This window comes from Streptomyces sp. NPDC007905 (assembly GCF_042959345.1).
In the GTDB taxonomy this organism is placed as follows: Bacteria; Actinomycetota; Actinomycetes; order Streptomycetales; family Streptomycetaceae; genus Streptomyces.
This window is the reverse complement of record NZ_JBIBKS010000004.1, coordinates 37,487-60,001: the sequence shown is the minus strand read 5'-3', so window position 1 is coordinate 60,001 and position 22,515 is coordinate 37,487. Positions and strand designations below refer to the sequence as shown.

Here is a 22,515-nt window from a genome sequence, read left to right as displayed (position 1 = left end):
CATACCCGGCAGTTCCAGTAGCGCGTGTTCGATGGACCGATCGGGCTCCGGCGCGGCGGGACTCGGGCCGGCCGGCTCGGGTTCGCCGCAGGTGCGTGCGGGTACCCGGGCGCCACCGCAAACCGGACGCGCCAGGGCGAACCGGCGCGCACGTGACCAAGGGAGCGCGACCCCATGAAGGCAGTCACCTGGCAGGGCAGGCGGGACGTGCGGGTGGAGGACGTACCCGACCCGCGGATCGAGGAGCCCACCGACGCCGTCATCCGCATCACCTCGACCGGGCTGTGCGGCTCCGATCTGCATCTGTACGAGGTGCTCACCCCGTTCATGACCCCGGGTGACATCCTCGGCCACGAACCGATGGGCATCGTCGAGGAGGTCGGCCCCGGGGTGCCGGACCTCGCGGTGGGCGACCGGGTCGTGGTGCCGTTCCAGATCGCCTGCGGAAACTGCTGGATGTGCCTGACCGGGCTGCCCACCCAGTGCGAGACCACCCAGGTCACCGGCGAGGGCATGGGCGCCGCCCTGTTCGGCTACACCCGCCTGTACGGGGCGGTGCCCGGCGCCCAGGCCGAGTACCTGCGCGTCCCGCAGGCGCAGTACGGTCCGATCAAGGTGCCCGAGGGGCCGCCCGACGACCGCTTCGTCTACCTCTCCGACGTGCTGCCCACGGCCTGGCAGGCCGTCGAGTACGCGGCCGTCCCGCCCGGCGGCACCCTCGCCGTCCTCGGTCTCGGGCCGATCGGCGACATGGCCTGCCGTATCGCGCTGGCCCGGGGCGCCGAGCGGGTGTTCGGCGTCGACCTGGTGCCCGAGCGGCTCGCCCGGGCGAAGCGGCGCGGTGTGCAGACGTACGACCTCAGGGCCTTCGACGACGAGAAGGCGCTCGTCACGGCGATCCGGGACGAGACCAACGGACGGGGCCCGGACGCCGTGATCGACGCCGTCGGCACCGAGGCGCACGGCAGCGCCGCCGCCAAGCTCGCCCAGACCGCCTCCGCGCTCCTGCCGCGCAAAATCAGCGGTCCCCTCGCCGAACGCTTCAGCGTCGACCGGCTCGCCGCCCTGCACACGGCCATCGAACTGGTCCGGCGGGGCGGCACGATCTCGCTCAGCGGCGTGTACGGCGGCATGGCCGACCCGATGCCCATGCTCACCCTCTTCGACAAGCAGATCCAGCTGCGGATGGGGCAGGCGAACGTCCGCCGGTGGACGGACGAGATCATCCCCTACCTCACGGACGAGGACGCCCTCGGCGTCGAGGACTTCGCCACGCACCGGCTTCCGCTCGCCGATGCGCCGCACGCGTACGAGATGTTCCAGCACAAGCAGGACGGCGCGATCAAGATCCTGATGCGGCCCTAGGGGGTTGCCGCCCGGATCCGGCCCGCCGGACAGCAGCGGTGCCTGTCCGGCCGGCCCGAGCGCGTCTGATGCGTGCGGCCGCTGGGCGGAGGTGGGCGCGTGCGGCCGCAGGGCGGAGGGCGGCCGGTGCGGGGCATCGGCAACCGACGCCGGCGCGGCGGATGTGCGGGCCAGGTCCCGCGTCGCCGGGCATGCTCCGGCCGGCCCCCTAGGGACCGTCCTCCTTGGCGCCCAGGATCTCCTCGAGGTCGTAGCGCACGGGCTCCTCCAGCTGCGCGTAGGTGCAGCTCTCCGGAGTCCGGTCCGGGCGCCAGCGGCGGAAGCGGGCCGTGTGCCGGAAGCGGGCGCCGTTCTCCATGTGGTCGTAGGCCACCTCGGCGACCCGCTCCGGCCTGAGCGGCACCCAGGACAGGTCCTTCTTGCCCGACCAGCGGCTCGGCGCTCCCGGCAGCCGGGCCGTCTCATGCGCCGCCTCGTCCCCCCACGCCGCCCACGGATGCCCGCTCACGTCCGCCATCCGCAGCGGCTCCAGCTCCTCGACCAGCTCGGCGCGCCGCTTCATCGCGAAGGCCGCCGACACCCCTACGTGCTGCAGGGCACCCCGGTCGTCGTACAGGCCGAGCAGCAGCGAGCCGACCACCGGGCCGCTCTTGTGGAACCGGTAGCCCGCCACCACGACGTCCGCCGTCCGCTCGTGCTTGACCTTGAACATGGCCCGCTCGTCCTGCAGATAGCGCAGGGTGAGCGGCTTGGCGACGACCCCGTCCAGGCCGGCTCCCTCGTACTGCTCGAACCAGCGGTGCGCCACCTCGACATCGGTCGTCGAGGGCGCCACATGGACCGGTGCGCCGGCCCCGGACAGCGCCCGCTCCAGCAGGGCCCGCCGGTCCGTCAGCGGCACGTCCATCAGGGAGCGGTCCTCCAGCGCCAGCAGGTCGAACGCGACGAAGGAGGCCGGGGTCCGCTCGGCCAGCATCCGCACCCGGGAGTTCGCCGGATGGATCCGCTCGGTCAGCGCGTCGAAGTCCAGCCGCCCCTCGCGCGCGATCACGATCTCCCCGTCCAGCACGCACCGCCCCGGCACCCGCTCCTTCAGCGCCGCGACCAGCTCCGGAAAGTACCTGGTCAACGGCTTCCCGGTACGGCTGCCCAACTCCACCTCGTCCCCGTCGCGGAACACGATCGCCCGGAATCCGTCCCACTTCGCCTCGTAGTGCATGCCGGGCGGGATCTTCGCCACCGACTTGGCGAGCATCGGCTTCACGGGCGGCATCACCGGCAGATCCATGGGTCCGATTCTGCTCGCATACCCTGGCTGCCGCCCGGTGTGCGAGCCGTCGGGGGTGCGCCTACCGTGGCGGCATGGGTGATGCGGTGGAACTGAACGTGGCCGGCCGGACCGTACGGCTGTCCAGCCCGGACAAGGTCTTCTTCCCGGAACGTGGATTCACCAAGCTGGACCTCGCCCAGTACTACGCCGCCGTCGGCCCCGGCATCCTGCGCGCCCTGCGCGACCGCCCCACCACCCTCGAACGCTACCCGGACGGTGTCGGCGGCGAGTGGTTCTACCAGAAGCGCGCCCCCAAGGGCATGCCCGACTGGATCCCGACCGCGCACATCACCTTCCCCAGCGGCCGCAGCGCCGACGAGATGTGCCCCACCGAGGAGGCCGCCGTCGTCTGGGCCGCCCAGTACGGCACGCTCACCTTCCACCCCTGGCCGGTGCGCCGCACCCGTGTCGACCACCCCGACGAGCTCCGCATCGACCTCGACCCGCAGCCCGGCACCGACTACGACGACGCCGTCCGCGCCGCCCACGAACTGCGCGCGGTCCTCGAAGAGTTCGGCGGCCTGCGCGGCTGGCCCAAGACCTCCGGAGGCCGCGGCCTGCACGTCTTCGTCCCCATCGAACCGCGCTGGACCTTCACCCAGGTGCGGCGCGCCGCCATCGCGGTCGGCCGGGAGATGGAGCGCCGGATGCCCGAGCAGGTCACCATCAAGTGGTGGAAGGAGGAGCGCGGCGAACGCATCTTCCTGGACTACAACCAGACCGCCCGCGACCGCACCATCGCCTCCGCCTACTCCGTACGACCCCGCCCGCATGCCCCCGTCTCCGCACCCCTGCGCTGGGAGGAGGTCGGCGTCGCCCACCCCCGCGACTTCGACCTCGCCACCATGCCGGTCCGCTTCGCCGAACTCGGCGACGTGCACGCCGACATGGACGACCACGCCTACTCCCTCGAGGCCCTCCTGGAACTGGCCCGCCGCGATGAACACGACCACGGCCTGGGCGATCTGCCGTACCCACCGGAGTACCCGAAGATGCCGGGCGAGCCGAAGCGGGTCCAGCCGAGCCGGGCACGGCGGGAGCAGACGTCCTGAGCCGCCGCAAGGGCCTCGGGCCGGGGTGCGCGACCACTGGGTCGAAAGCACCGGGAGGATCTCGTCCGGCTCTCCGGTGACCTGCCACAGGCCGATGGCCGCGGCGGGCGCGCGGCCGGACGCGATCATCTCGCGCAACCGGGGTGCGGGTGCGGCGGGATGCCGCAGGCCTCTGACCATCTGACCATGGGCCGGGCCCCGTGGACCACCGGCCTGTGGACAACGGCACGCTCCCGGCGCAGCAGTCGTCGATCCAGCGTGCGCCGTGCGCCGGGGTACACAACCAGAGGGCGCTCGTGGTGCTCCAGCGGCGTGGGCCCGGCGTGTTCGGCTCGTCGCCGTGACCGGGCCGGACGCTCGGGCGCCACCCCTTTTCCGGCCCCCACGGCCCCGGCCCGGCGCGGCTATCCTGATCGCCAGCCGCCGATGAGGAGTCCCGAAGTGACCGAGGCAGTGTCGCGTCCCACACTGGAGGCCGTGGCCGCGCGGGCCGGGGTGTCCCGGGCCACCGTGTCACGGGTCGTCAACGGCGGGAACGGCGTCAGGGAGCCCTTGGCCGAGCGGGTCCGGCAGGCGGTCGAGCAGCTCGGGTACGTGCCGAACCAGGCCGCGCGCAGCCTGGTCACCAAGCGGCACGACGCCGTCGCCGTCGTCATCGCCGAACCCGAGGCCCGGGTCTTCGCCGACCCCTTCTTCGCATGGCAACTGCGCGGCATCAGCAAGGAGCTGACGGCCCACGACAACCAGCTCGTGCTGCTGCTGACCGAGGGCCGCGCCGACCACGCGCGCGTGGCCCGCTACCTCGCCGGAGGCCATGTCGACGGAGCGCTCGTCTTCTCCCTCCACCTCGACGACCCGCTGCCCGGCCTGATCCGGAACGCGGGCGTGCCCACCGTGTTCGGCGGCCGCCCCGACTGGAGCGACGGCACCCCCGGCCCGGTGTACGTCGACAGCGACAACCGGGGCGGCGCCCGCGAGGCCGTGCGCCATCTCGTGGGCCTCGGCCGGACCCGGATCGCGCACATCACCGGCGCGCTGGACCAGACGTCGGCGGTGGACCGGCTCGACGGCTACCGGGACGTCATGGGCGACGCCGATCCCCGGCTCGTCGCGGAGAGCGACTTCACCCCGGGTGGCGGCGAACGCGCCATGCGGGAACTGCTCGACCGCTGCCCGGACGTGGACGCCGTGTTCGCCGCCAACGACCTGACCGCGCTCGGCGCCCTGCGCGTGCTGCGCGAGCGGGGCCGGCGCGTACCGGAGGACGTCGCCGTGATCGGCTTCGACGACGTGCTGCCCGTCGCGGAAGAGACCGACCCGCCTCTCACGACGGTCCGTCAGGACATCCAGGAGATGGGCCGGCTGATGGCCCGCCTGCTGCTGCGCGGCCAGGCCGGCCGGACGCATGGCGCGGCGCCGACGGGCGCGGCCGCCTCGAGCGTCGTCCTGCCGACGACCCTGATACGGCGCGCGTCCGCCTAGCGCCTTTCGCGACGCCGACGAGAGTCCCGGAGTGACCGGGGCAGCGTCGCGTCACGGGACTTTCGCAACGGACTGGCGCCACGCCTGCCGTCCCGCGACAGACGACGCCTCAGCCCTGCGGTGACTCGCTCTTGATCACCGCGAAGCGGACGCCGTACGGGTCGGCGAGCTTGGCCATGCGGCCCACGCCCTCCATGGTCGTCGCCGGCATACGCACCGTGCCGCCCAGCTGTTGCGCCTTCTCGACCACGGCGTCGGTGTCCTCGACCTCGAAGTACGGCAGCCAGTACGGGCCCGCCTCCGCCTCCGTCGGGTCGTCGGCCAGCGAGACCATCCCGCCGAACATCGCGTCCTCTCCGGCGCCGCTCGGGTTGACACAGGTGTACGTGCCACCCGGGAACGGCACGGCCGAGGTCTCGAGGCCAAGGACCTGGTGGTAGAACGCCGCGGCCGCCGCGATGTCCGGCGTGTACAGCTCGACCCAGCACAGCGCGCCCGGTTCGCTCGCCACGTCCACGCCCCTGGTCCGACCGGGCTGCCAGATCCCGAACGGAATGCCCGCCCGGTCGGCGAGGACCGCCATGTGGCCCTGGCCCATCACGTCCATGGGCTGGAACAGCACGCGGCCGTGCGCCTGTTCGGCCGCCTTCGCGGTGGCCTGCGCGTCCTCGCTCTGGAAGTACACCGTCCAGGCCGGCGGCCCCTGGTCCGGGCCGGTCTGCATGCCGCCGGCGACGGTCCTGCCGTCCAACTGGAAGAAGCCGTAGCCTCCGGCGTCCGGCCCCGCCGACTGGAACTGCCAGCCGAAGAGACCGCCGTAGAAGGAGAGGGCGCCGTCGAGGTCGGGGGTGCCGACGTCGAGCCAGTTGGGCGCGCCGTTGACGAAACGGGTGGTGAGCATCTTCGCCCTCCTTGAAAGGGGGCCCGTGAAAAGGGTCCGGTCCTCTGCACTGCCGAGTCTGGCACCGCCCACTGACAACCGCTGCCCGGGTGCGGCCGCGCTCCGGACCGACGCCCGCGGTCACCCGCGCGCCGCAGTGGGTTCTCCGGGATCTTCACCGTGTTCCCGCGTGCCGCCGTGCGCGGGCATGTCGACACGGAGCATCATCGGTTCGGCCCAGGGCTCCGACGGGAGCGGCAACGGGCGGCGCGGGCCCTGGCCGTGCCATTGACCCGGCGTTGATCGAACGTTTTTAGCCGCGCGGCACGATCCTGGCCATGCACATCGACACGATCACCCCGCCCGACACCGCCTGGCGGGCACAGGCCCTGTGCGCGCAGACCGGGGCGGACTTCTTCTTCCCCGAGCCCGGCAGCTCGGTGCGCGAGGCGAAGCGCATCTGCGGTATGTGCGAGATGCGCTCCGCCTGCCTGGACTACGCGCTTGACAACGACGAACGCTTCGGCGTCTGGGGCGGCCTCTCCGAGAAGGAGCGCCTCGCCCTACGGCGCACGTCCCGCTGACACCCCGGCCACCGGAGAGCCGCGCCGCCGGGGCTCCGGCGCGCGGGCAGGGGCCGGGGGCGCAGCGGGTCGTAACCCGTGGGGCGTCGGGCTCGGCGCCGCCCAAGGCGGCAGAGAACGGGGCAGAATACCGCGCTCACGAACGGCACACTCCGACAGGCCGCCCCGCCGACAGGCACGCGGGCGTACGCCATCGAGGCGGAGCGGTCGCACTGCCCGCGGCGAGAGCGCGGCCTTCGGACCAACGGCCCCCGCCGTCCGCGCCCCGGCTCACCGGGTTGCCGACGTCCTGCCCGAGCGCGCGGCTCAGGTCACGGCCCACCGGGGTCCGCGCCCCGGCTCACCGGGCGGGCGACGTCCTGCCCGAGCGCGCGGCTCAGGTCACGGCCCATCGGGCCCCCGGGCCCCCGATCGACTCGGCCGCCCGGGTCTCGCTCAGCTCCCTGCACGCGCCGCCATGCGCGCCTTGCGGGCCGCCAGCCGCTCGTCGAACTTGCTGGCCTCCGCGTCCAGGCCACCCATGAACAGGCCCAGTTCCTCCTGCGCCTGGCGGCCCTCGGCGCCGAGGCCGTCGATCTCCAGGATCTTCAGAAAGCGCAGCACGGGCTGGAGGACGTCGTCGTGGTGGATGCGCAGGTTGTAGACCTCGCCGATCGCCATCTGGGCGGCGGCCCGCTCGAAGCCGGGGATGCCGTGGCCGGGCATGCGGAAGTTGACCACGACGTCACGGACCGCCTGCATGGTCAGGTCTGGGGCGAGTTCGAACGCGGCCTTCAGGAGGTTGCGGTAGAAGACCATGTGCAGGTTCTCGTCGGTCGCGATGCGCGCCAGCATCCGGTCGCAGATCGGGTCGCCGGACTGGTGGCCGGTGTTGCGGTGCGAGATCCGGGTCGCGAGCTCCTGGAAGGCGACGTAGGCGATCGAGTGCAGCATCGAGTGCCGGTTGTCGGACTCGAACCCCTCGCTCATGTGCGACATGCGGAACTGCTCCAGCTGGTCCGGGTCCACCGCACGCGAGGTGAGCAGGTAGTCGCGCATCACGATGCCGTGCCGGCCCTCCTCGGCGGTCCAGCGGTGCACCCAGGTGCCCCAGGCGCCGTCGCGGCCGAAGAGCGAGGCGATCTCGTGGTGGTAGCTGGGGAGGTTGTCCTCGGTCAGGAGGTTGACGACGAGGGCGATGCGGCCGATATCCGTCACCTTGGACTGTTCCTTGCCCCAGGCCTCGCCGTCGTCGAACAGGCCGGGGAAGTTGCGGCCGTCGCTCCAGGGCACGTACTCGTGCGGCATCCAGTCCTTGGCGACCGTCAGATGCCGGTTCAGCTCCTTCTCGACCACTTCCTCCAGCGCGTACAGCAGCCGCGCGTCGGTCCACACGGACGGGCTGCCGAGGTGAGGGGAGGAGGCGATCGTCACGGGAACTCCAGGGGGACGACAACAGGGGACGGAGAAAGGGGACGGTCCGGCGAGCGGTGTCGGGAGACCTACGAGATCGTAGGCTACGAAACCGTAGGTTACGAAGCCGTAGGTTAAGGCCACCGTAAAGATTGCTGATCAGCACCCTCGAATCGGCGTTTCCAGGGCATGTCGAACAGCCCGGGACGCGCAGGTCCAGGGGCTGTCGGACTCAAGGACGACCCGCTCAGGCGTACAGTCCCCGCATCCGCACCGAGAGACAGGTCACACAGCCCTCGAGCTTCTCGAACTCGCCGATGTCCACCGTGACCACCTCGTGACCGAGGTCGGTCAGCAGCTCCGCCGTCTTCGGAGCGCTCGCCGCCATGAGCAGCTTGTGGCCGCCGAGCAGCACCACGTGCGCGCCGGACTCCTCCGGCACCGACAGGAAGCCCGGGAACAGCGACGGCCGGTCGACCATCGGGATGTGCCCGACGACCGTCCCGTCCGGCAGCGCGGTGACCGCCGACTTCAGGTGCAGCACCTTGCTCACCGGTACGGCCACCACGCGCGCGCCCAGCGGCTCGAAGGCGGCCCGCAGTTGCTGCACGCCGGCCGCGTTGGTGCGCCCGCCCCGGCCGACATAGAGCGTGTCGCCGACCTTCAGGACGTCACCGCCGTCCAGGGTGCCCGGCTCCCATATCCAGTTCACCGAGCAGCCGAGCCGGGCCACCGCCTCCTCGACGCCGGCGGTCTCCGCGCGCCGGGACTCGGCGCCCGGCCGGGTGATCAACGCCACGTTCTTGTACATGACGACGGTGTCCTCAACGAACACCGAGTCCGGGCAGTCGTCCTCCGGCTCGACCTCGATCGTCTCCCAGCCGTGCGTGGCCAGCGCCTCGACGTAGGCCTCCCACTGCTCGACGGCGAGGTCCACGTCGACCTTCTCCCGCTCGATGTGCGTCACCAGGCCTTCGGCGAGGCGCGGGCTGGGGCGGCGGACGAGGGCCTTCTTGCTGGGCACGAGGGGCCTTTCGAATCGGCGGTGCGGTTCCGGCGCCCGTGATGCGGCGCCGGTCCGCCATCATGCAGGGCGCTCCGGCCAGGACAAAACCCTCGTTGTCAGGCTGTGCCCTTCCCGGGACTCCCCGCCGCGCCGGCTACGCCGGATCGGTGAGCGTCTCGGGCGTGGTCTCCTTCAGTTCTCCTCGCTCCATCAGCAGCCAGCGGGTGATGCCGATCGACTCCAGGAACGGCAGATCGTGGCTGGCAACCAGCAGGGCGCCCTCGTACGACTCCAGGGCCGTGGTCAGCTGACGGACGCTCGCCATGTCGAGGTTGTTGGTCGGCTCGTCCAGCAGGAGCAACTGGGGGGCGGGCTCGGCGAGCATCAAAGCGGCCAGGGCCGCCCGGAAGCGCTCGCCGCCGGAGAGCGTCCCGGCCCTCTGGTCGGCCCGTGTGCCCCGGAACAGGAAGCGGGCCAGACGTGCCCGGATCCGGTTGTTCGTGGCGCCCGGCGCGAACCGGGCCACGTTCTCGGCGACTGTCAGCTCGTCGTCCAGCACGTCCAGGCGCTGCGGCAGGAACCGCGACGGGACGTGCGTCCTTGCCTCGCCGGCCACCGCCGCCAGCTCTCCGGCGACGGTCCGCAGCAGTGTCGTCTTGCCGGCGCCGTTGCGTCCGACGAGCGCGATCCGCTCCGGGCCGCGCAGATCGAGGATGCCCTTGACGCGCGCCCCGTAGGCCGCCTCCAGGTTCTCCAGGGTGAGCACCTGCCGCCCGGGCGGTACGGCCGTGTACGGCAGGTCGACGCGGATCTCGTCGTCGTCCCGTACGGCCTCCACCGCCTCGTCCAGGCGTTCCCTGGCCTCTGCGAGCCTCTCCTCGTGCATGATGCGGTGCTTGCCCGCGGACTCCTGTGCCGCGCGCTTGCGGGCTCCCATGACAATCTTCGGCTCGCGCTTCCGGTCCCACATCTTCTGCCCGTACCGCTTGCGGCGGGCCAGCTTGACCTGGGCGTCGACCAGTTCGCGCTGCTGCTTGCGGAAGTCCGCCTCGGCGACCCGCACCATCCGTTCGGCCGCGTCCTGCTCCACGGCGAGCGCCTCCTCGTAGGCCGAGAAGTTGCCGCCGTACCAGCCGATCTCTCCGGAGCGCAGGTCGGCGATCTGGTCGACCAGTTCCAGGAGCTCGCGGTCGTGGCTGACGACGATCAGCACGCCCGGCCAGGAGGCGACCGCCGCGTACAGCCGCCGGCGCGCGTACAGGTCGAGGTTGTTGGTGGGCTCGTCCAGGAGCAGGACGTCCGGGCGGCGCAGCAGCAGTGCGGCCAGGCGCAGCAGCACCGACTCGCCGCCGGACACCTCGCCGACGGTGCGGTCCAGGCCGATGTGGCCGAGACCGAGTTCGCCGAGGGTGACCAGGGCGCGTTCCTCGACGTCCCAGTCGTCGCCGACGGTCTCGAAGTGCTCCTCGGACACCTCGCCCGCCTCGATGGCGTGCAGGGCGGCCCGCCGGGCGGCGATGCCGAGGGCCTCGTCGACGCGGAGCGTGGTGTCGAGCGTGACGTTCTGCGGCAGGTGGCCGACCTCGCCGGTCACCCTGACGGTGCCGTCGGCCGGAGTCAGCTCGCCGGCGAGCAGCTTCAACAGGGTGGACTTCCCCGATCCGTTGACGCCGACGAGACCGGTCCGGCCCGGGCCGAACGCGATGTCGAGGCCGTCGAAGACGGGGGTGCCGTCGGGCCAGGCGAAGGACAGGGAGGTACAGGTGACGGATGTGGACATGGAGGCCTCGCGGTTGCTGGGTGCGGTCTGGGCGGGCGCGCGTCGAGACACCGCGAGGCGGAAGCCGAAAGGCCTGGGGCACGAAAGAGCCAAGGAAGAAGGGCCTGTGCCGGAGGACGGCTCGAACGCCGAGGCCGTACGCCACGCACACCTCACCGGTGTGAGCGCGGTGTCTCAGGACCTCAGACGAGCAACGTCCTTCTCCAATCGACGGCAACAGAACCTCATACACCGTACGAACGGCGCGGGAAGGGTGTCAACGCGATTACTCGCGTGTCCCGGCGGGCCCACGTTCCTGTCGGATTCCTGCCGGCGCCCGCCCGGCTCCCGCCCGTTGAGCTGCCCTCATGACGCCTCCGTACGCTCGTCGCCCTCGCCCGGACCTGCCGCGCACTGCACGTGCCCGGCCGCCCCCTGGTCCTGCCGAACGCCTGGGACCCGGTGAGTGCCGCCGTCGTCGTGGAGGCCGGCGCGCCGGCCGTGGCGACCACCAGCACGGGCCTCGCCTGGGCGCTCGGCGCGGCCGACGGTGACCGGCTCGACCGCGACCGTGCACGGGAGGCCGCCGCCCGCATCGCGGACGCGGTACCGGGGATCCCGGTCAGCGCCGATGCCGTGGGCGGCTACGCCGAGGACGCCGCCGGGGTCGCCGAGATGGAGGGCGGTCGTCGCGGGCGCGGTCGGCGTCAACAACGAGGACGCGCGACATGAGGCGGGCGGTGAGCCGCTGCGGCCGGTCGCCGAGCAGGCGAGCGAAGCGAAAGGGGGGACCCCGCGGACGAAGTCCGGGGGAGGATCGCCGCCGCCCGTGCGACCGCCGACGGGATGGGCGTGCCGCTGTTCGTCAACGCGCGCATCGGCACGTTCCTGTGCGGTGCCGGGGGAGTGGATCCGACTGTGGAGCGGGCCGCCGCCTGCCTCGCCGCGGACGCCGACGGGATCTTCGTCCCCGGGGCCGTCGACCCAGGGACGGTCAAGGCGCTCGTCGCGGGCATCGACGGGCGGCTCAGCGTGATGGTGGACCCCGGCGCTCCGACGGTCGCCGAGCCGGCCGCGCTCGGTGTCGCCCGGATCACCACGGGGGCGGGCCTTGCCCGGGCCGTCCACGCCCTGGTCCGCCGCGCCACGCGGGAGCTGCTGCGGGAGGGGACCTACGGGACGCCGGCCGGCGGGTTCGCCTACGGCGAGCTGAACACGCCGCGCACCCGCGGGTAGTGCGTCAGCAGGCGTCCCGCATCAGCTCGGCCAGGTCGTGGTCGAGGTCCAGCTGGAGATGTTCGAGGCCGACCGGCACCACGTCGCCGGTCGCCTCCAGGAACCGCCGGATCTCGCCGGAACGCACGTGCACGACCGCGGTGCCCTCGGGCGCGTGGAACTCCAGAACGGTGCGGTCGTAGCCGTACGGTCGCACGCGCACGTCCCCGAAGCCCTCCGGTCCCTGCAGCCCGGCCGTGAGCAGCTCGCGGGAGAAGGTCCAGCAGACCTCGACACCCTCCAGCGTGGCCGGGGCCGGGAAGGTCATGCGGACGGCGAACGGGTCGCGCCGGTCGTAGCACAGCGTCGCGGGAATGCTCGGCATGCGCGGTGCGGCGGCGACGAGGCGCGCCTCTACGGGCTGCTCGATGACGGTGGACAACGCGTTGCTCCCTCGTGACGGCGGGACGTACTTCCGGGTGTGTGGCACCTGGCACTGGAAGAGACGACGGAATCGGCCAATCCGTGCACACGGGGAACGAGTGACCTCGGTCACCGCGTTCATGCGCGGGCAGGCCCGCGGCCGTGGGGTCCTCTGGACGGCGGAAGGCCGGTGGGCTAGCTTCGCCCGCCATGAGGCGCTTGGGGAGCACGCGACACAGGGGACGGACAGGCCGGCTGGTGGCGGCGGGGGTGGCGTGCGGAGCGGCGCTGGCCGCGCTGACGGTGCCGGTCGCCGAGGCGGGGCCGCTCGGGCACGGGGCCGTGCACTGGGCGGCGAAGAACAGCGGCACACCGCAGGTACGTTTCCGCGGCCTGGCGGCCGTGGACCGCGACACCGCCTGGCTGGCCGGCACGGCAGGCACCGTGCTGCGCACCACCGACGGCGGGGCCGGCTGGCGGAACGTCTCCCCGCCCGGCGCGGCCGACCTGCAGTTCCGGGACGTCGAGGCGTTCGACGCGCGGCACGCGGTGGTGCTGGCCATCGGCGAGGGCGAGGCCTCCCGCGTCTACCGCACCAACGACGGCGGCGCGACCTGGACCGAGTCCTTCCGCAACACCGACCCGAAGGCCTTCTACGACTGCCTCGCCTTCTTCGACCGACGCCACGGACTCGCCCTGAGCGACCCGGTGGACGGCAGGTTCCGCATCCTGTCCACCAGCGACGGCGGCCGCTCCTGGCGGGTGCTGCCCGACGACGGCATGCCGGCCGCCCTCGACGGCGAGGCCGGCTTCGCGGCGAGCGGCCAGTGCCTGGTCACCTCCGGGCCGAAGGACGTCTGGCTGGCGACCGGCGGCGGTGCGCACGCGCGCGTGCTGCACTCCGCCGACCGAGGACTGACCTGGACGGCCGCCGATACGCCTGTCCCCGGGGGCGATTCGGCCAAGGGCGTCTTCGCGCTGGCCTTCCGCGACCGCACCCACGGCATCGCGGTCGGCGGCGACTACCGAGCGGACCAGCCCTCGCCGCTGGCCGCCGCGGTCACCGCCGACGGCGGCCGTACCTGGCGCACCGCCGCCACGCCGCCGCCCGCCTACCGCTCAGGCGCCGCCTGGCTTCCGCACACCCGCAGCGCCGCGCTCGCCGTCGGCCCCACCGGCACCGACCTGACCACCGACGGCGGCCGCACCTGGCGGACCATCGACACCGGCTCCTACGACACCGTGGACTGCACCCCCGACCTGAGTTGCTGGGCAGCCGGGGAGCAGGGACGGGTGGCCCGGCTGGAGCGGTGACGTAAGCGCCGGGAACCCGGGTACTCGTGTCCCCACCGCACAGGAGGAAGGGAGCGATCATGCCCGCCGGTTCCAGCTCCAAGCGGGAGCGACAGTACGAACACATCAAGGAAAGCGCGCAGGACCGGGGCGAGAGCACCAAGCGCGCCAAGGAGATCGCCGCGCGGACCGTGAACAAGGAACGCGCCCGCGCCGGTGAGTCCAAGACCGCGAGCCGCAGCTCGACGCAGGACATGTCGTCCAGCAAGCGCGGTGGGCAGCGGTCGGGCAATCGGGCCGGCTCCCAGGGCCCGACCCGCGACCAGCTGTACAACGAGGCCAAGCAGCGCGGCATCGAAGGCCGTTCGCACATGAACAAGGACGAGCTGCAGCGCGCGCTGAAAGGCAAGAAGAGCTGACCCCGAGGGCTCAGCTCAGCGTCTGCCGGTGGTGCGCCAGTTCGGGGGCCGTCTTCGTGGCGATGAACTCCGTGATGCGGTACTCGCACACCCCGGCGACCACGAACGGGTCGCCGGCGGCGACCTCCTCGATACGGGCGCGGTCCTCCGCGACGGCCAGGATCACCCCGCCGTCGCGGGGGTCCTTGCGCCCGGAGGCGAGGAAGAAGCCCTTGTCGTACTGCTCGTCGAGCCAGGCCGAATGTGCCGGGAGCACCCCGTCCACGGCGTCGAGCGGGGCGGTGTAGGACAGCTCCAGTACGAACATGATCGCGAGCCTACCCCCGGTGGCCCGACCCGGCGTCGGCGGACCGTACAGTCTTGGCCATCATGTCGACCGTAGGCGTACCCGCGGGCTGGCCCGCGACCGAGGAAGAGGCCCGCGCCGTACAGGACGAACTGCGCGGGCGGGTGGTGCTCGACGAGCCGGGGCCGCCGCCGGGGACGGGCCATGTCACGGGTGTCGACGTCGCCTACGACGACGACCGCGACCTCGTCGCCGCGGCGGCCGTCGTCCTGGACGCGGCCACGCTGGAGGTCGTCGCGCAGACGACGGCCGTCGGCCGGATCTCCTTCCCGTACGTTCCCGGGCTGCTCGCCTTCCGTGAGATCCCTACCGTGCGGGCCGCCCTGGACGCCCTGCCCTGCCCGCCGGGCGTGGTCGTGTGCGACGGCTACGGCCGCGCCCACCCCCGCCGCTTCGGCCTCGCCAGCCACCTCGGCGTGCTCACGGACCTGCCGACCATCGGCGTCGCCAAGAACCCGTTCACCTTCGCGTACGACGACCCCGGGCCCGCCCGGGGCAGTGCCGCGCCTCTCCTGGCCGGCACCGAGGAGGTCGGCCGCGCGCTGCGCACCCGGGACGGCGTCAAGCCGGTCTTCGTCTCGGTCGGCCACCGGGTGAGCCTGGACAACGCCCTCGCGCACACCCTGGCGCTGACACCCGAGTACCGGCTGCCGGAGACCACGCGCAGGGCGGACGCCCTGTGCCGGCGGGTGCTTCGGGAAGCGGCGACGCGCTGGGCGCCGACCTCCTGACACGACGCCCCTGCGGCCGGGAGCATGCCGCCGGACGGTGAGTACGTCGTGTGAGTACGCGTACGGATGTGCCCGCGCCACCCCACCGGCAGGCTGGCCCGCATGACGACGCACCGCTCCGCGAAGCCCCTGACCCGCCCCGCCCAGCCCGTCGAGCGCGCCGTGACGGCCGCGCTGGTCCTCGCCGTCGTGGCGGGGCTCGGCTGGATCGGCGGGATGCTCTGGACCCTGCTCGCGTGGCAGGGGTAGTGCCCGCGGCCTACCGCTCGGCAGCCACCCGGAAGATGATCCCCGCCGCGCGCAGCCGCTCGGTCAGCGCGTCGCCCATGGCGGTAGCCGTGGTCACCTGCCCGGCGGTCGGCGGCAACTCGTCGAAGGCCAGGCTGAGGGCCGCCTCGGCGAACATCTTCGCCGTCTCGTCGTAGCCCGGGTCGCCGCCCGCGACCTCGGTGAAGACACGCCGTCCGCCGCCCTCGCCGACGAAGCGCACCTTGAACCAGCTCTTCGCCCGCTTCTCGGCACCGGGCCCGTCGCCGGGCCTGAGCCGGTTCGACAACCAGCGCCGGGCGGGCGGCAGTTGGGCGGCGGCCGCGACCGCGCCCACGGCGGCGACACCCCCCGCGGCGACCGGCAGGTGCCTGACCGCCGCGTAGTGCCGGTAGCGGAAGTCCGGCCCGTACCGGTCCAGGGCCTTCGCCGAGCGGCGCACGATCTGCGGGTCGATGGTCGGCAGCGGCAGCGCCCAGGCGCCGACCTCCCTGGCGAAGCGCGGCACGCCCGTCGGTGCCGCCACCCGGCGTTCCATCAGCCGCGGCTCGTGCCGGCGGCGTTCGCGGGCCGCCGCCACCAGGTGCCGGCCGCGAGCGAACTGGTTCAGCGCCGAGGCCAGCGTGCCCCCGGAGAAGGTCGCGTCGGCGGTCACGAACCCGTCCACGGTCAGCGGCACGCCCTCCGGCAGCCGCCGGACCGTGAAGTACACGCCCAGGTCGTGCGGTACGGAGTCGAAGCCGCAGGCGTGCACGAGGCGGGCTCCGGTCTCACGCGCGCGTGCGTCGTGCCGGACGTACATCAGGTCCACGAACTCGGGCTCGCCGGTCAGGTCGAGGTAGTCGGCCCCGGTGTCCGCGCAGGCCGCGACGAGTTCCTCGCCGTAGGTGAGGTAGGGCCCCACGGTCGTGGCCACCACGCGCGCGTGCTCGGCGAGCGCGCGCAGCGTGGCCGGTTCGGTCACGTCGGCCCGAAGCACCCCGATGGCGGAGCCGCCGGAGCCGCCGGACAGCCGTTCGCGCAGCCGCTCCAGCTTCTCCCCGTCGCGGCCCGCGATCGCCCAGCGCAGGTCGCCGGGGGCGTGCGCGGCGAGGTACTCCGCCGTGAGCGTGCCGACGAAGCCGGTGGCTCCGAAGAGCACGATGTCGTAGGGACGGTCCGTCCTTTTCAGCCTGCTCATGACACCCCTTGGTCCTGCAGCCCGCGCCGCTGTCGGTGGCTGAGGCTAGCGTGAGGAGTGCGGTCCCGTGGATACGGCCTCGGCGGGACCGGCCGGCCACTTGGCTAAGCGCTTGCTCGTTCAGGTCTTGTGTCCGGTGGAACGTGTTCTTAGCATCACCGGTGTTACATCATCGGTGTCACATGTGCTTGGGGGCAGGACGGCATGACGACGGCAGAGACGCCGAGGACGTCGGGGAACGGTCCGCTCTCCGGCGTGCGCGTGGTGGAGCTGGCCGGCATCGGGCCGGGCCCGTTCGCCGCCATGCTCCTCGCCGACCTCGGCGCCGACGTGGTCCGGGTGGACCGCCCGGGCGGCCCGGGCCTCGGGATCGAGCCCGCGTACGACGTGACCAACCGCAACAAGCGCTCGGTGGTCGTCGACCTCAAGTCGCCGGACGGCCCCGCACGCGTCCTGGACCTCGCCGGCCGGGCCGACATCCTCATCGAGGGCTACCGGCCCGGAGTGGCCGAACGCCTCGGCGTCGGCCCTGAGGCCTGCCACGCCCGCAACCCCCGTCTGGTCTACGGCCGGATGACCGGCTGGGGCCAGGAAGGCCCCCTCGCCGACCGCGCCGGGCACGACGTGGCCTACATCGCCCTCACCGGCACCCTCGGCATGATCGGCCGGCCCGACCAGCCCCCGGCCGTCCCCGCCAACCTGCTCGGCGACTACGCGGGCGGCTCCCTCTACCTCGCCGTCGGCGTCCTCGCCGCCCTGCACCACGCGCGCGCGTCCGGCACCGGGCAGGTCGTCGACGCGGCCATCGTGGACGGCGCGGCGCACCTGTCCGCGATGATCCACGGCATGCTGGCCGCCGGCGGCTGGCAGGACCGGCGCGGCGCCAACCTCCTGGACGGCGGCTGCCCGTACTACGGCACCTACGAGACCGCCGACGGCCGGCACATGGCGGTCGGTGCCCTGGAAGCCCGGTTCTACGAGGAGTTCCTGCACCTGCTCGACCTGGACGACCTGGCCCCGGCCCGCACGGACTGGACCCGCTGGGGCGAGCTGCGCGAACGCGTCGCCGCCCGCTTCAAGTCCCGTACCCGCGAGGAGTGGACGGCCGTCTTCGAGGGCTCCGACGCCTGCGTGGCGCCCGTCCTCTCCCTGCGCGAGGCCCCGCACCACCCGCACCTGGCCGCCCGCGGCACCTTCACCGAGCACGCCGGCCTCACCCAGCCGGCCCCCGCCCCCCGCTTCTCCGCGACCCCGACCGCCGTGCGCACCGGCCCGGCCCTTCCGGGCGCCCACACGGGGACGGTGGCGCGGGACTGGGGCATACCTGACCTTGTGAACGACGAGCTCGTCGCCGACGGCGACTGACCCCGGCCCTCCGACGACCCTCCGCCCTCGGCGACCGACCCTGCTCGGCGCGCCCTCCCGAAAGGCACACCCAGTGAGCACCGAAGCGTACGTGTACGACGCGATCCGCACCCCGCGCGGCCGCGGCAAGGCGAACGGCGCCCTGCACGGCACGAAGCCCATCGATCTGGTCGTCGGTCTCATCCACGAGATCCGCGACCGCTTCCCGGGCCTCGACCCGGCCGCCATCGACGACATCGTGCTCGGCGTCGTCGGCCCCGTCGGCGACCAGGGCTCCGACATCGCCCGGATCGCCGCGATCGCCGCCGGACTGCCGGACACGGTCGCCGGCGTCCAGGAGAACCGCTTCTGTGCCTCCGGCCTGGAGGCCGTCAACCTGGCCGCCGTCAAGATCCGCTCGGGCTGGGAGGACCTGGTGCTGGCCGGTGGCGTGGAGTCCATGTCCCGCGTGCCGATGGCCTCGGACGGTGGCGCCTGGTTCAACGACCCGATGACCAACCTGGCCGTCAACTTCGTGCCGCAGGGCATCGGCGCCGACCTCATCGCCACCATCGAGGGTTTCTCCCGGCGTGACGTGGACGAGTATGCGGCCCTGTCGCAGGAGCGCGCCGCCACCGCCTGGAAGGAGGGCCGCTTCAACCGCTCCGTCGTCCCCGTCAAGGACCGCAGCGGCCTGGTCGTCCTCGACCACGACGAGCACCCGCGCCCCGGGACCACCGCCGACTCCCTCGCCAAGCTCAAGCCCTCGTTCGCGGACATTGGCGAGCTGGGCGGCTTCGACGCGGTCGCGCTGCAGAAGTACCACTGGGTGGAGAAGATCGATCACGTGCACCACGCGGGCAACTCCTCCGGCATCGTGGACGGCGCCTCCCTGGTCGCGATCGGCTCCAAGGAGGTCGGCGAGCGCCACGGCCTCACCCCGCGCGCGCGGATCGTCTCCGCCGCCGTCTCCGGCTCCGAGCCGACCATCATGCTCACCGGGCCCGCCCCCGCCACCCGCAAGGCGCTCGCCAAGGCCGGCCTGACCATCGACGACATCGACCTGGTCGAGATCAACGAGGCGTTCGCCGCGGTCGTGCTGCGCTTCGTGAAGGACATGGGCCTGTCCCTGGACAAGGTCAACGTCAACGGCGGCGCCATCGCCCTCGGCCACCCGCTCGGCGCCACCGGCGCGATGATCCTCGGTTCCCTCATCGACGAACTCGAGCGCCAGGACAAGCGCTACGGCCTCGCCACCTTGTGCGTGGGCGGCGGCATGGGCATCGCCACCATCGTCGAGCGCATCTGAACTCCCCGCGGAATCACGAGACCTCAACGGAGACGACTGTCATGACCGAGAGCACCACCATCCGCTGGGAGCAGGACGACACCGGTGTCGTCACCCTCGTCCTCGACGACCCCGCCCAGTCCGCGAACACCATGAACCAGGCGTTCCGCGACTCCCTCGCCGCCATCACCGACCGGCTCGAAGCCGAGCAGGACTCGATCCGCGGCATCATCTTCACCTCGGCGAAGAAGACCTTCTTCGCGGGCGGTGACCTGCGCGACCTGATCCGGGTCACGCCCGAGACCGCGCAGGAGCTGTTCGACGGCGGCCTCGCCATCAAGCGCAACCTGCGCCGCATCGAGACCCTCGGCAAGCCGGTCGTCGCGGCGATCAACGGCGCGGCCCTCGGCGGCGGTTTCGAACTGGCCCTCGCCTGCCACCACCGGGTGGCTCTCGACACCCCCGGCACGAAGATCGGCTGCCCCGAGGTCACCCTCGGCCTGCTCCCCGGCGGCGGCGGGGTCGTCCGCACGGTACGGCTGCTGGGTATCGCGGACGCCCTGCTCAAGGTGCTCCTCCAGGGAACGCAGTACACCGCGCGACGCGCCCAGGAGAACGGTCTCGTCCACGAGGTCGCCGCCACGCCCGAGGAACTGCTAGCCAAGGCCCGCGCCTTCGTCGACGCCAACCCCGAGTCGCAGCAGCCCTGGGACAAGCCGGGCTACAGGATCCCGGGCGGTACGCCGGCCAACCCCAAGTTCGCAGCCAACCTGCCCGCCTTCCCGGCCACCCTGCGCAAGCAGACGGGAGGCGCCCCCTACCCCGCGCCGCGCAACATCCTCGCCGCGGCCGTCGAGGGCTCCCAGGTCGACTTCGAGACCGCCGAGGTCATCGAGGCCCGCTACTTCGTGGAGCTGGCCGCCGGCCAGACCTCGAAGAACATGATCCAGGCGTTCTTCTTCGACCTCCAGGCCGTCAACTCCGGCGCCAACCGCCCGAAGGGCATCGAGCCCCGCACGGTCCACAGGGTCGCCGTCCTCGGCGCCGGCATGATGGGCGCCGGCATCGCCTACTCGTGCGCCCGCGCGGGCATCGACGTCGTCCTGAAGGACGTCTCCCTGGAGGCGGCCGTCAAGGGCAAGGGCTACTCCGAGAAGCTGTGCGCCAAGGCCGTCGCCAAGGGCCGCACCAGCCAGGAGAAGGCCGACGCGCTCCTCGCCCGTATCACCCCCACCGCCGACGCCGCCGACCTCGCGGGCTGCGACGCGGTGATCGAGGCCGTCTTCGAGGACACGGCACTCAAGCACAAGGTGTTCCAGGAGATCGAGTCCGTCGTCGCCCCCGACGCGCTGCTGTGTTCCAACACCTCGACCCTGCCCATCACCGCACTCGCCGAGGGCGTGGAGCGCCAGGCCGACTTCATCGGGCTGCACTTCTTCTCGCCCGTCGACAAGATGCCGCTGGTCGAGATCATCAAGGGCGAGCGGACCGGCGACGAGGCCCTGGCCCGGGCCTTCGACCTGGTCCGGCAGATCAACAAGACGCCGATCGTCGTCAACGACTCGCGCGGCTTCTTCACCTCCCGGGTGATCGGGCACTTCATCAACGAGGGCGTCGCCATGGTCGGCGAGGGCATCGAGCCCGCCTCCGTGGAGCAGGCCGCCGCCCAGGCCGGCTACCCGGCCAAGGTGCTCTCCCTCATGGACGAGCTGACCCTCACCCTCCCGCGCAAGATCCGGGGCGAGACCAGGCGGGCCGTGGAGGAGGCGGGCGGCACCTGGTCCGCGCACCCGGCGGAGGCGGTCATCGACCGCCTGGTCGACGAGTTCGGCCGCACCGGTCGCAGCGGCGGCGCCGGGTTCTACGACTACACGGAGGACGGCAAGCGGGCCGGGCTCTGGCCGGGCCTGCGCGAGCACTTCACCAGGCCCGGGTACGAGATCCCGTTCCGGGACATGCAGGAGCGCATGCTCTTCTCCGAGGCCCTCGACACCGTACGCCTCGTCGAAGAGGGCGTCCTGACCTCCGTCGCCGACGCCAACATCGGCTCCATCCTCGGCATCGGTTTCCCGGGCTGGACCGGCGGTGTGCTGCAGTACATCAACGGCTACGAGGGTGGCCTGCCGGGATTCGTGGCACGCGCGCGTGAGCTCGCCGAGCGCTACGGCGACCGCTTCACCCCGCCCGCGCTGCTGGTGGAGAAGGCGGAGAAGGGGGAGCGGTTCAGCGACTCAGTCCGTTCGTGACCTGGTGAGCCACTCGCTCAGCTCTTCCCGCAGCGATCGCTGGAACGTCGTCAGCAGCGCCTGCACCACCAGGGGGTGCATGTGCGCCGACAGGGACTTCACATCCCGGGTGTCACGCTCCGCCACCTCGCCTCGGAAGAGCTGAGAGAGCTCGTGGGCCGCGGCGCGCGAGTGCTCGATGAGCACCTTGCGCGCCGCGAGGATCGCATCCTGCGACAGGGGTACGTCGAGGAGCTGGACGCCGAGCCGGAGCAGCCCGGAGTCGACACGGAAGGCGTCCGCGTCTGCCTCGTCTCCCGGTGCGACGACGCCCATCGCCGCCAGCCGCTCGATGTCCCCGGGGGCGAGTGACCGTCCCGCCCGCCGCTCGAGTTCCCGGCGCGACACCGTCTCCACCGCGTCCGGCGCCCACGAGGCGACCACCGCGCGGTGGATGGCCAGGTCGTGCGGGGTGAGTTCCGGCGGCAGCTGCCGCAGGTACCGCTCGATCGCCGCGAGGGTCATGCCCTGCTGCTGCAACTCCTCGATGAGCGCCAGCCGCGCCACATGCCCCGGCCCGTAGTGACCGACCCGGCGCGGACCGATCACCGGCGGCGGGAGCAGCCCCTTGCTGCCGTAGAAGCGGATGGTGCGGACCGTGACGCCCGCCCGCGCGGCCAGCTCGTCGATCGTGAGGGCCGGCCCACCCGGCTCCGTCTGGTCCTCGGCATCGGTCGTCATGCGCAGCAGTATCGCTGTCTCACCACTGCTGTGAAACCCGCCGGAGCGGAGCGATGTGCCTGTGACAAGCACCGCTGTGTGACATGGGCCATCGCGTGCCCGGTGATCCCCTGGGAAAATGCTGCCTTGGTCTGTGCCGCGACACACCTGCTGGTGCGGGCCGGGACCTGCACGACACCCGGACCCACGACGT

At 72.5% G+C, this 22,515-nt stretch carries 20 protein-coding genes and 1 pseudogene; 12 read left to right on the top strand and 9 right to left on the bottom strand.

Translation table 11 applies throughout. From position 1 onward, the window contains the following. Positions 1 to 174 precede the first annotated feature (174 nt). Positions 175 to 1,365, top strand: coding sequence for an alcohol dehydrogenase catalytic domain-containing protein (locus ACFZDC_RS08990; RefSeq protein ID WP_391321683.1), 1,191 nt, complete (start codon positions 175 to 177; stop codon positions 1,363 to 1,365). 208 nt (positions 1,366 to 1,573) lie between these two features. On the opposite strand, the gene ACFZDC_RS08985 is transcribed toward ACFZDC_RS08990, so the two are convergent. Then, complete coding sequence (locus tag ACFZDC_RS08985) at positions 1,574 to 2,653, bottom strand: ATP-dependent DNA ligase (RefSeq protein WP_391321680.1); 1,080 nt, start codon at positions 2,651 to 2,653, stop codon at positions 1,574 to 1,576. A 74-nt stretch (positions 2,654 to 2,727) separates the two neighbouring features. On the opposite strand from ACFZDC_RS08985, the gene ligD reads away from it, so the two are divergent. Further along, positions 2,728 to 3,747: a non-homologous end-joining DNA ligase gene (gene ligD, locus ACFZDC_RS08980; RefSeq protein WP_391321678.1), complete on the top strand. Its 1,020-nt coding sequence runs from the start codon at positions 2,728 to 2,730 to the stop codon at positions 3,745 to 3,747. A 441-nt stretch (positions 3,748 to 4,188) separates the two neighbouring features. Next, positions 4,189 to 5,229 (top strand): substrate-binding domain-containing protein, encoded by a 1,041-nt coding sequence (locus tag ACFZDC_RS08975; RefSeq protein WP_391321676.1) that lies wholly within the window; start codon positions 4,189 to 4,191, stop codon positions 5,227 to 5,229. Between the two features lie 109 nt (positions 5,230 to 5,338). Here the strand turns inward: ACFZDC_RS08975 and ACFZDC_RS08970 are convergent, their stop codons facing one another. Then, positions 5,339 to 6,130, bottom strand: a complete 792-nt coding sequence (locus ACFZDC_RS08970) for a VOC family protein (RefSeq protein ID WP_391321674.1) — start codon at positions 6,128 to 6,130, stop codon at positions 5,339 to 5,341. Between the two features lie 317 nt (positions 6,131 to 6,447). Between ACFZDC_RS08970 and ACFZDC_RS08965 the strand changes: the two genes are divergently transcribed. Then, complete coding sequence (locus ACFZDC_RS08965; protein WP_391321672.1) at positions 6,448 to 6,693, top strand: WhiB family transcriptional regulator; 246 nt, start codon at positions 6,448 to 6,450, stop codon at positions 6,691 to 6,693. A gap of 435 nt (positions 6,694 to 7,128) precedes the next feature. Here the strand turns inward: ACFZDC_RS08965 and ACFZDC_RS08960 are convergent, their stop codons facing one another. From ACFZDC_RS08960 to ACFZDC_RS08950, 3 genes are all read right to left on the bottom strand, one after another. Beyond that, positions 7,129 to 8,106, bottom strand: coding sequence for an acyl-ACP desaturase (locus tag ACFZDC_RS08960; RefSeq protein ID WP_391321670.1), 978 nt, complete (start codon positions 8,104 to 8,106; stop codon positions 7,129 to 7,131). 226 nt (positions 8,107 to 8,332) lie between these two features. After that, complete coding sequence (gene ddaH / locus ACFZDC_RS08955) at positions 8,333 to 9,109, bottom strand: dimethylargininase (protein ID WP_391321668.1); 777 nt, start codon at positions 9,107 to 9,109, stop codon at positions 8,333 to 8,335. A 136-nt stretch (positions 9,110 to 9,245) separates the two neighbouring features. Continuing rightward, positions 9,246 to 10,871 carry an ATP-binding cassette domain-containing protein gene (locus tag ACFZDC_RS08950; RefSeq protein ID WP_391321666.1) on the bottom strand — a complete coding sequence of 542 codons (1,626 nt, stop codon included), beginning with the start codon at positions 10,869 to 10,871 and terminating at the stop codon, positions 9,246 to 9,248. Between the two features lie 399 nt (positions 10,872 to 11,270). Here ACFZDC_RS08950 and ACFZDC_RS08945 point away from each other — a divergent pair. Next, positions 11,271 to 12,086, top strand: a pseudogene (locus ACFZDC_RS08945) (isocitrate lyase/phosphoenolpyruvate mutase family protein). Positions 12,087 to 12,090: 4 nt separating this feature from the next. Here the strand turns inward: ACFZDC_RS08945 and ACFZDC_RS08940 are convergent. Beyond that, positions 12,091 to 12,507: an SsgA family sporulation/cell division regulator gene (locus tag ACFZDC_RS08940; protein ID WP_391321665.1), complete on the bottom strand. Its 417-nt coding sequence runs from the start codon at positions 12,505 to 12,507 to the stop codon at positions 12,091 to 12,093. A 191-nt stretch (positions 12,508 to 12,698) separates the two neighbouring features. Between ACFZDC_RS08940 and ACFZDC_RS08935 the strand changes: the two genes are divergently transcribed. Then, a complete protein-coding gene (locus tag ACFZDC_RS08935; RefSeq protein ID WP_391321663.1) occupies positions 12,699 to 13,802 on the top strand; it encodes a WD40/YVTN/BNR-like repeat-containing protein in 1,104 nt (367 codons plus the stop codon). A 59-nt stretch (positions 13,803 to 13,861) separates the two neighbouring features. After that, the gene (locus ACFZDC_RS08930; RefSeq protein WP_391321661.1) at positions 13,862 to 14,200 is read left to right on the top strand and encodes a plasmid stabilization protein; all 339 of its coding nucleotides are present in this window, start codon (positions 13,862 to 13,864) and stop codon (positions 14,198 to 14,200) included. A 10-nt stretch (positions 14,201 to 14,210) separates the two neighbouring features. On the opposite strand, the gene ACFZDC_RS08925 is transcribed toward ACFZDC_RS08930, so the two are convergent. Continuing rightward, complete coding sequence (locus tag ACFZDC_RS08925) at positions 14,211 to 14,507, bottom strand: YciI family protein (protein ID WP_391321659.1); 297 nt, start codon at positions 14,505 to 14,507, stop codon at positions 14,211 to 14,213. A gap of 62 nt (positions 14,508 to 14,569) precedes the next feature. Here ACFZDC_RS08925 and ACFZDC_RS08920 point away from each other — a divergent pair, with 62 nt between their 5' ends. After that, positions 14,570 to 15,277 carry an endonuclease V gene (locus ACFZDC_RS08920; RefSeq protein WP_391321657.1) on the top strand — a complete coding sequence of 236 codons (708 nt, stop codon included), beginning with the start codon at positions 14,570 to 14,572 and terminating at the stop codon, positions 15,275 to 15,277. A gap of 102 nt (positions 15,278 to 15,379) precedes the next feature. Further along, positions 15,380 to 15,526 carry a morphogenic membrane protein MmpA gene (mmpA, locus tag ACFZDC_RS08915; protein ID WP_391321655.1) on the top strand — a complete coding sequence of 49 codons (147 nt, stop codon included), beginning with the start codon at positions 15,380 to 15,382 and terminating at the stop codon, positions 15,524 to 15,526. Between the two features lie 10 nt (positions 15,527 to 15,536). Here mmpA and ACFZDC_RS08910 read toward each other — a convergent pair whose 3' ends face one another. Beyond that, a complete protein-coding gene (locus ACFZDC_RS08910; protein WP_391321653.1) occupies positions 15,537 to 16,724 on the bottom strand; it encodes a saccharopine dehydrogenase NADP-binding domain-containing protein in 1,188 nt (395 codons plus the stop codon). A 204-nt stretch (positions 16,725 to 16,928) separates the two neighbouring features. Here ACFZDC_RS08910 and ACFZDC_RS08905 point away from each other — a divergent pair, with 204 nt between their 5' ends. From ACFZDC_RS08905 to ACFZDC_RS08895, 3 genes are all read left to right on the top strand, one after another. Continuing rightward, positions 16,929 to 18,089 carry a CoA transferase gene (locus ACFZDC_RS08905; RefSeq protein ID WP_391321651.1) on the top strand — a complete coding sequence of 387 codons (1,161 nt, stop codon included), beginning with the start codon at positions 16,929 to 16,931 and terminating at the stop codon, positions 18,087 to 18,089. Positions 18,090 to 18,162: 73 nt separating this feature from the next. Next, positions 18,163 to 19,377, top strand: a complete 1,215-nt coding sequence (locus tag ACFZDC_RS08900) for an acetyl-CoA C-acetyltransferase (RefSeq protein ID WP_391321649.1) — start codon at positions 18,163 to 18,165, stop codon at positions 19,375 to 19,377. A 41-nt stretch (positions 19,378 to 19,418) separates the two neighbouring features. After that, positions 19,419 to 21,602, top strand: coding sequence for a 3-hydroxyacyl-CoA dehydrogenase NAD-binding domain-containing protein (locus ACFZDC_RS08895; protein ID WP_391321647.1), 2,184 nt, complete (start codon positions 19,419 to 19,421; stop codon positions 21,600 to 21,602). Here ACFZDC_RS08895 and ACFZDC_RS08890 read toward each other — a convergent pair. Beyond that, complete coding sequence (locus tag ACFZDC_RS08890; protein WP_391321645.1) at positions 21,588 to 22,322, bottom strand: MerR family transcriptional regulator; 735 nt, start codon at positions 22,320 to 22,322, stop codon at positions 21,588 to 21,590. The two genes, ACFZDC_RS08895 and ACFZDC_RS08890, sit on opposite strands and share 15 nt — an antisense overlap. Positions 22,323 to 22,515: the final 193 nt, after the last annotated feature.

Excerpts from the sequence above, each read along its gene's own strand:
- ACFZDC_RS08990 (WP_391321683.1), top strand. The coding sequence starts at position 175 with ATGAAGGCAGTCACCTGGCAGGGCAGGCGGGACGTGCGGGTGGAGGAC.
- ACFZDC_RS08985 (WP_391321680.1), bottom strand. The coding sequence starts at position 2,653 with ATGGATCTGCCGGTGATGCCGCCCGTGAAGCCGATGCTCGCCAAGTCG.
- ligD (WP_391321678.1), top strand. The coding sequence starts at position 2,728 with ATGGGTGATGCGGTGGAACTGAACGTGGCCGGCCGGACCGTACGGCTG.
- ACFZDC_RS08970 (WP_391321674.1), bottom strand. The coding sequence starts at position 6,130 with ATGCTCACCACCCGTTTCGTCAACGGCGCGCCCAACTGGCTCGACGTC.
- ACFZDC_RS08965 (WP_391321672.1), top strand. The coding sequence starts at position 6,448 with ATGCACATCGACACGATCACCCCGCCCGACACCGCCTGGCGGGCACAG.
- ACFZDC_RS08950 (WP_391321666.1), bottom strand. The coding sequence starts at position 10,871 with ATGTCCACATCCGTCACCTGTACCTCCCTGTCCTTCGCCTGGCCCGAC.
- ACFZDC_RS08935 (WP_391321663.1), top strand. The coding sequence starts at position 12,699 with ATGAGGCGCTTGGGGAGCACGCGACACAGGGGACGGACAGGCCGGCTG.
- ACFZDC_RS08930 (WP_391321661.1), top strand. The coding sequence starts at position 13,862 with ATGCCCGCCGGTTCCAGCTCCAAGCGGGAGCGACAGTACGAACACATC.
- ACFZDC_RS08925 (WP_391321659.1), bottom strand. The coding sequence starts at position 14,507 with ATGTTCGTACTGGAGCTGTCCTACACCGCCCCGCTCGACGCCGTGGAC.
- ACFZDC_RS08920 (WP_391321657.1), top strand. The coding sequence starts at position 14,570 with ATGTCGACCGTAGGCGTACCCGCGGGCTGGCCCGCGACCGAGGAAGAG.
- mmpA (WP_391321655.1), top strand. The coding sequence starts at position 15,380 with ATGACGACGCACCGCTCCGCGAAGCCCCTGACCCGCCCCGCCCAGCCC.
- ACFZDC_RS08910 (WP_391321653.1), bottom strand. The coding sequence starts at position 16,724 with ATGAGCAGGCTGAAAAGGACGGACCGTCCCTACGACATCGTGCTCTTC.
- ACFZDC_RS08905 (WP_391321651.1), top strand. The coding sequence starts at position 16,929 with ATGACGACGGCAGAGACGCCGAGGACGTCGGGGAACGGTCCGCTCTCC.
- ACFZDC_RS08895 (WP_391321647.1), top strand. The coding sequence starts at position 19,419 with ATGACCGAGAGCACCACCATCCGCTGGGAGCAGGACGACACCGGTGTC.
- ACFZDC_RS08890 (WP_391321645.1), bottom strand. The coding sequence starts at position 22,322 with ATGACGACCGATGCCGAGGACCAGACGGAGCCGGGTGGGCCGGCCCTC.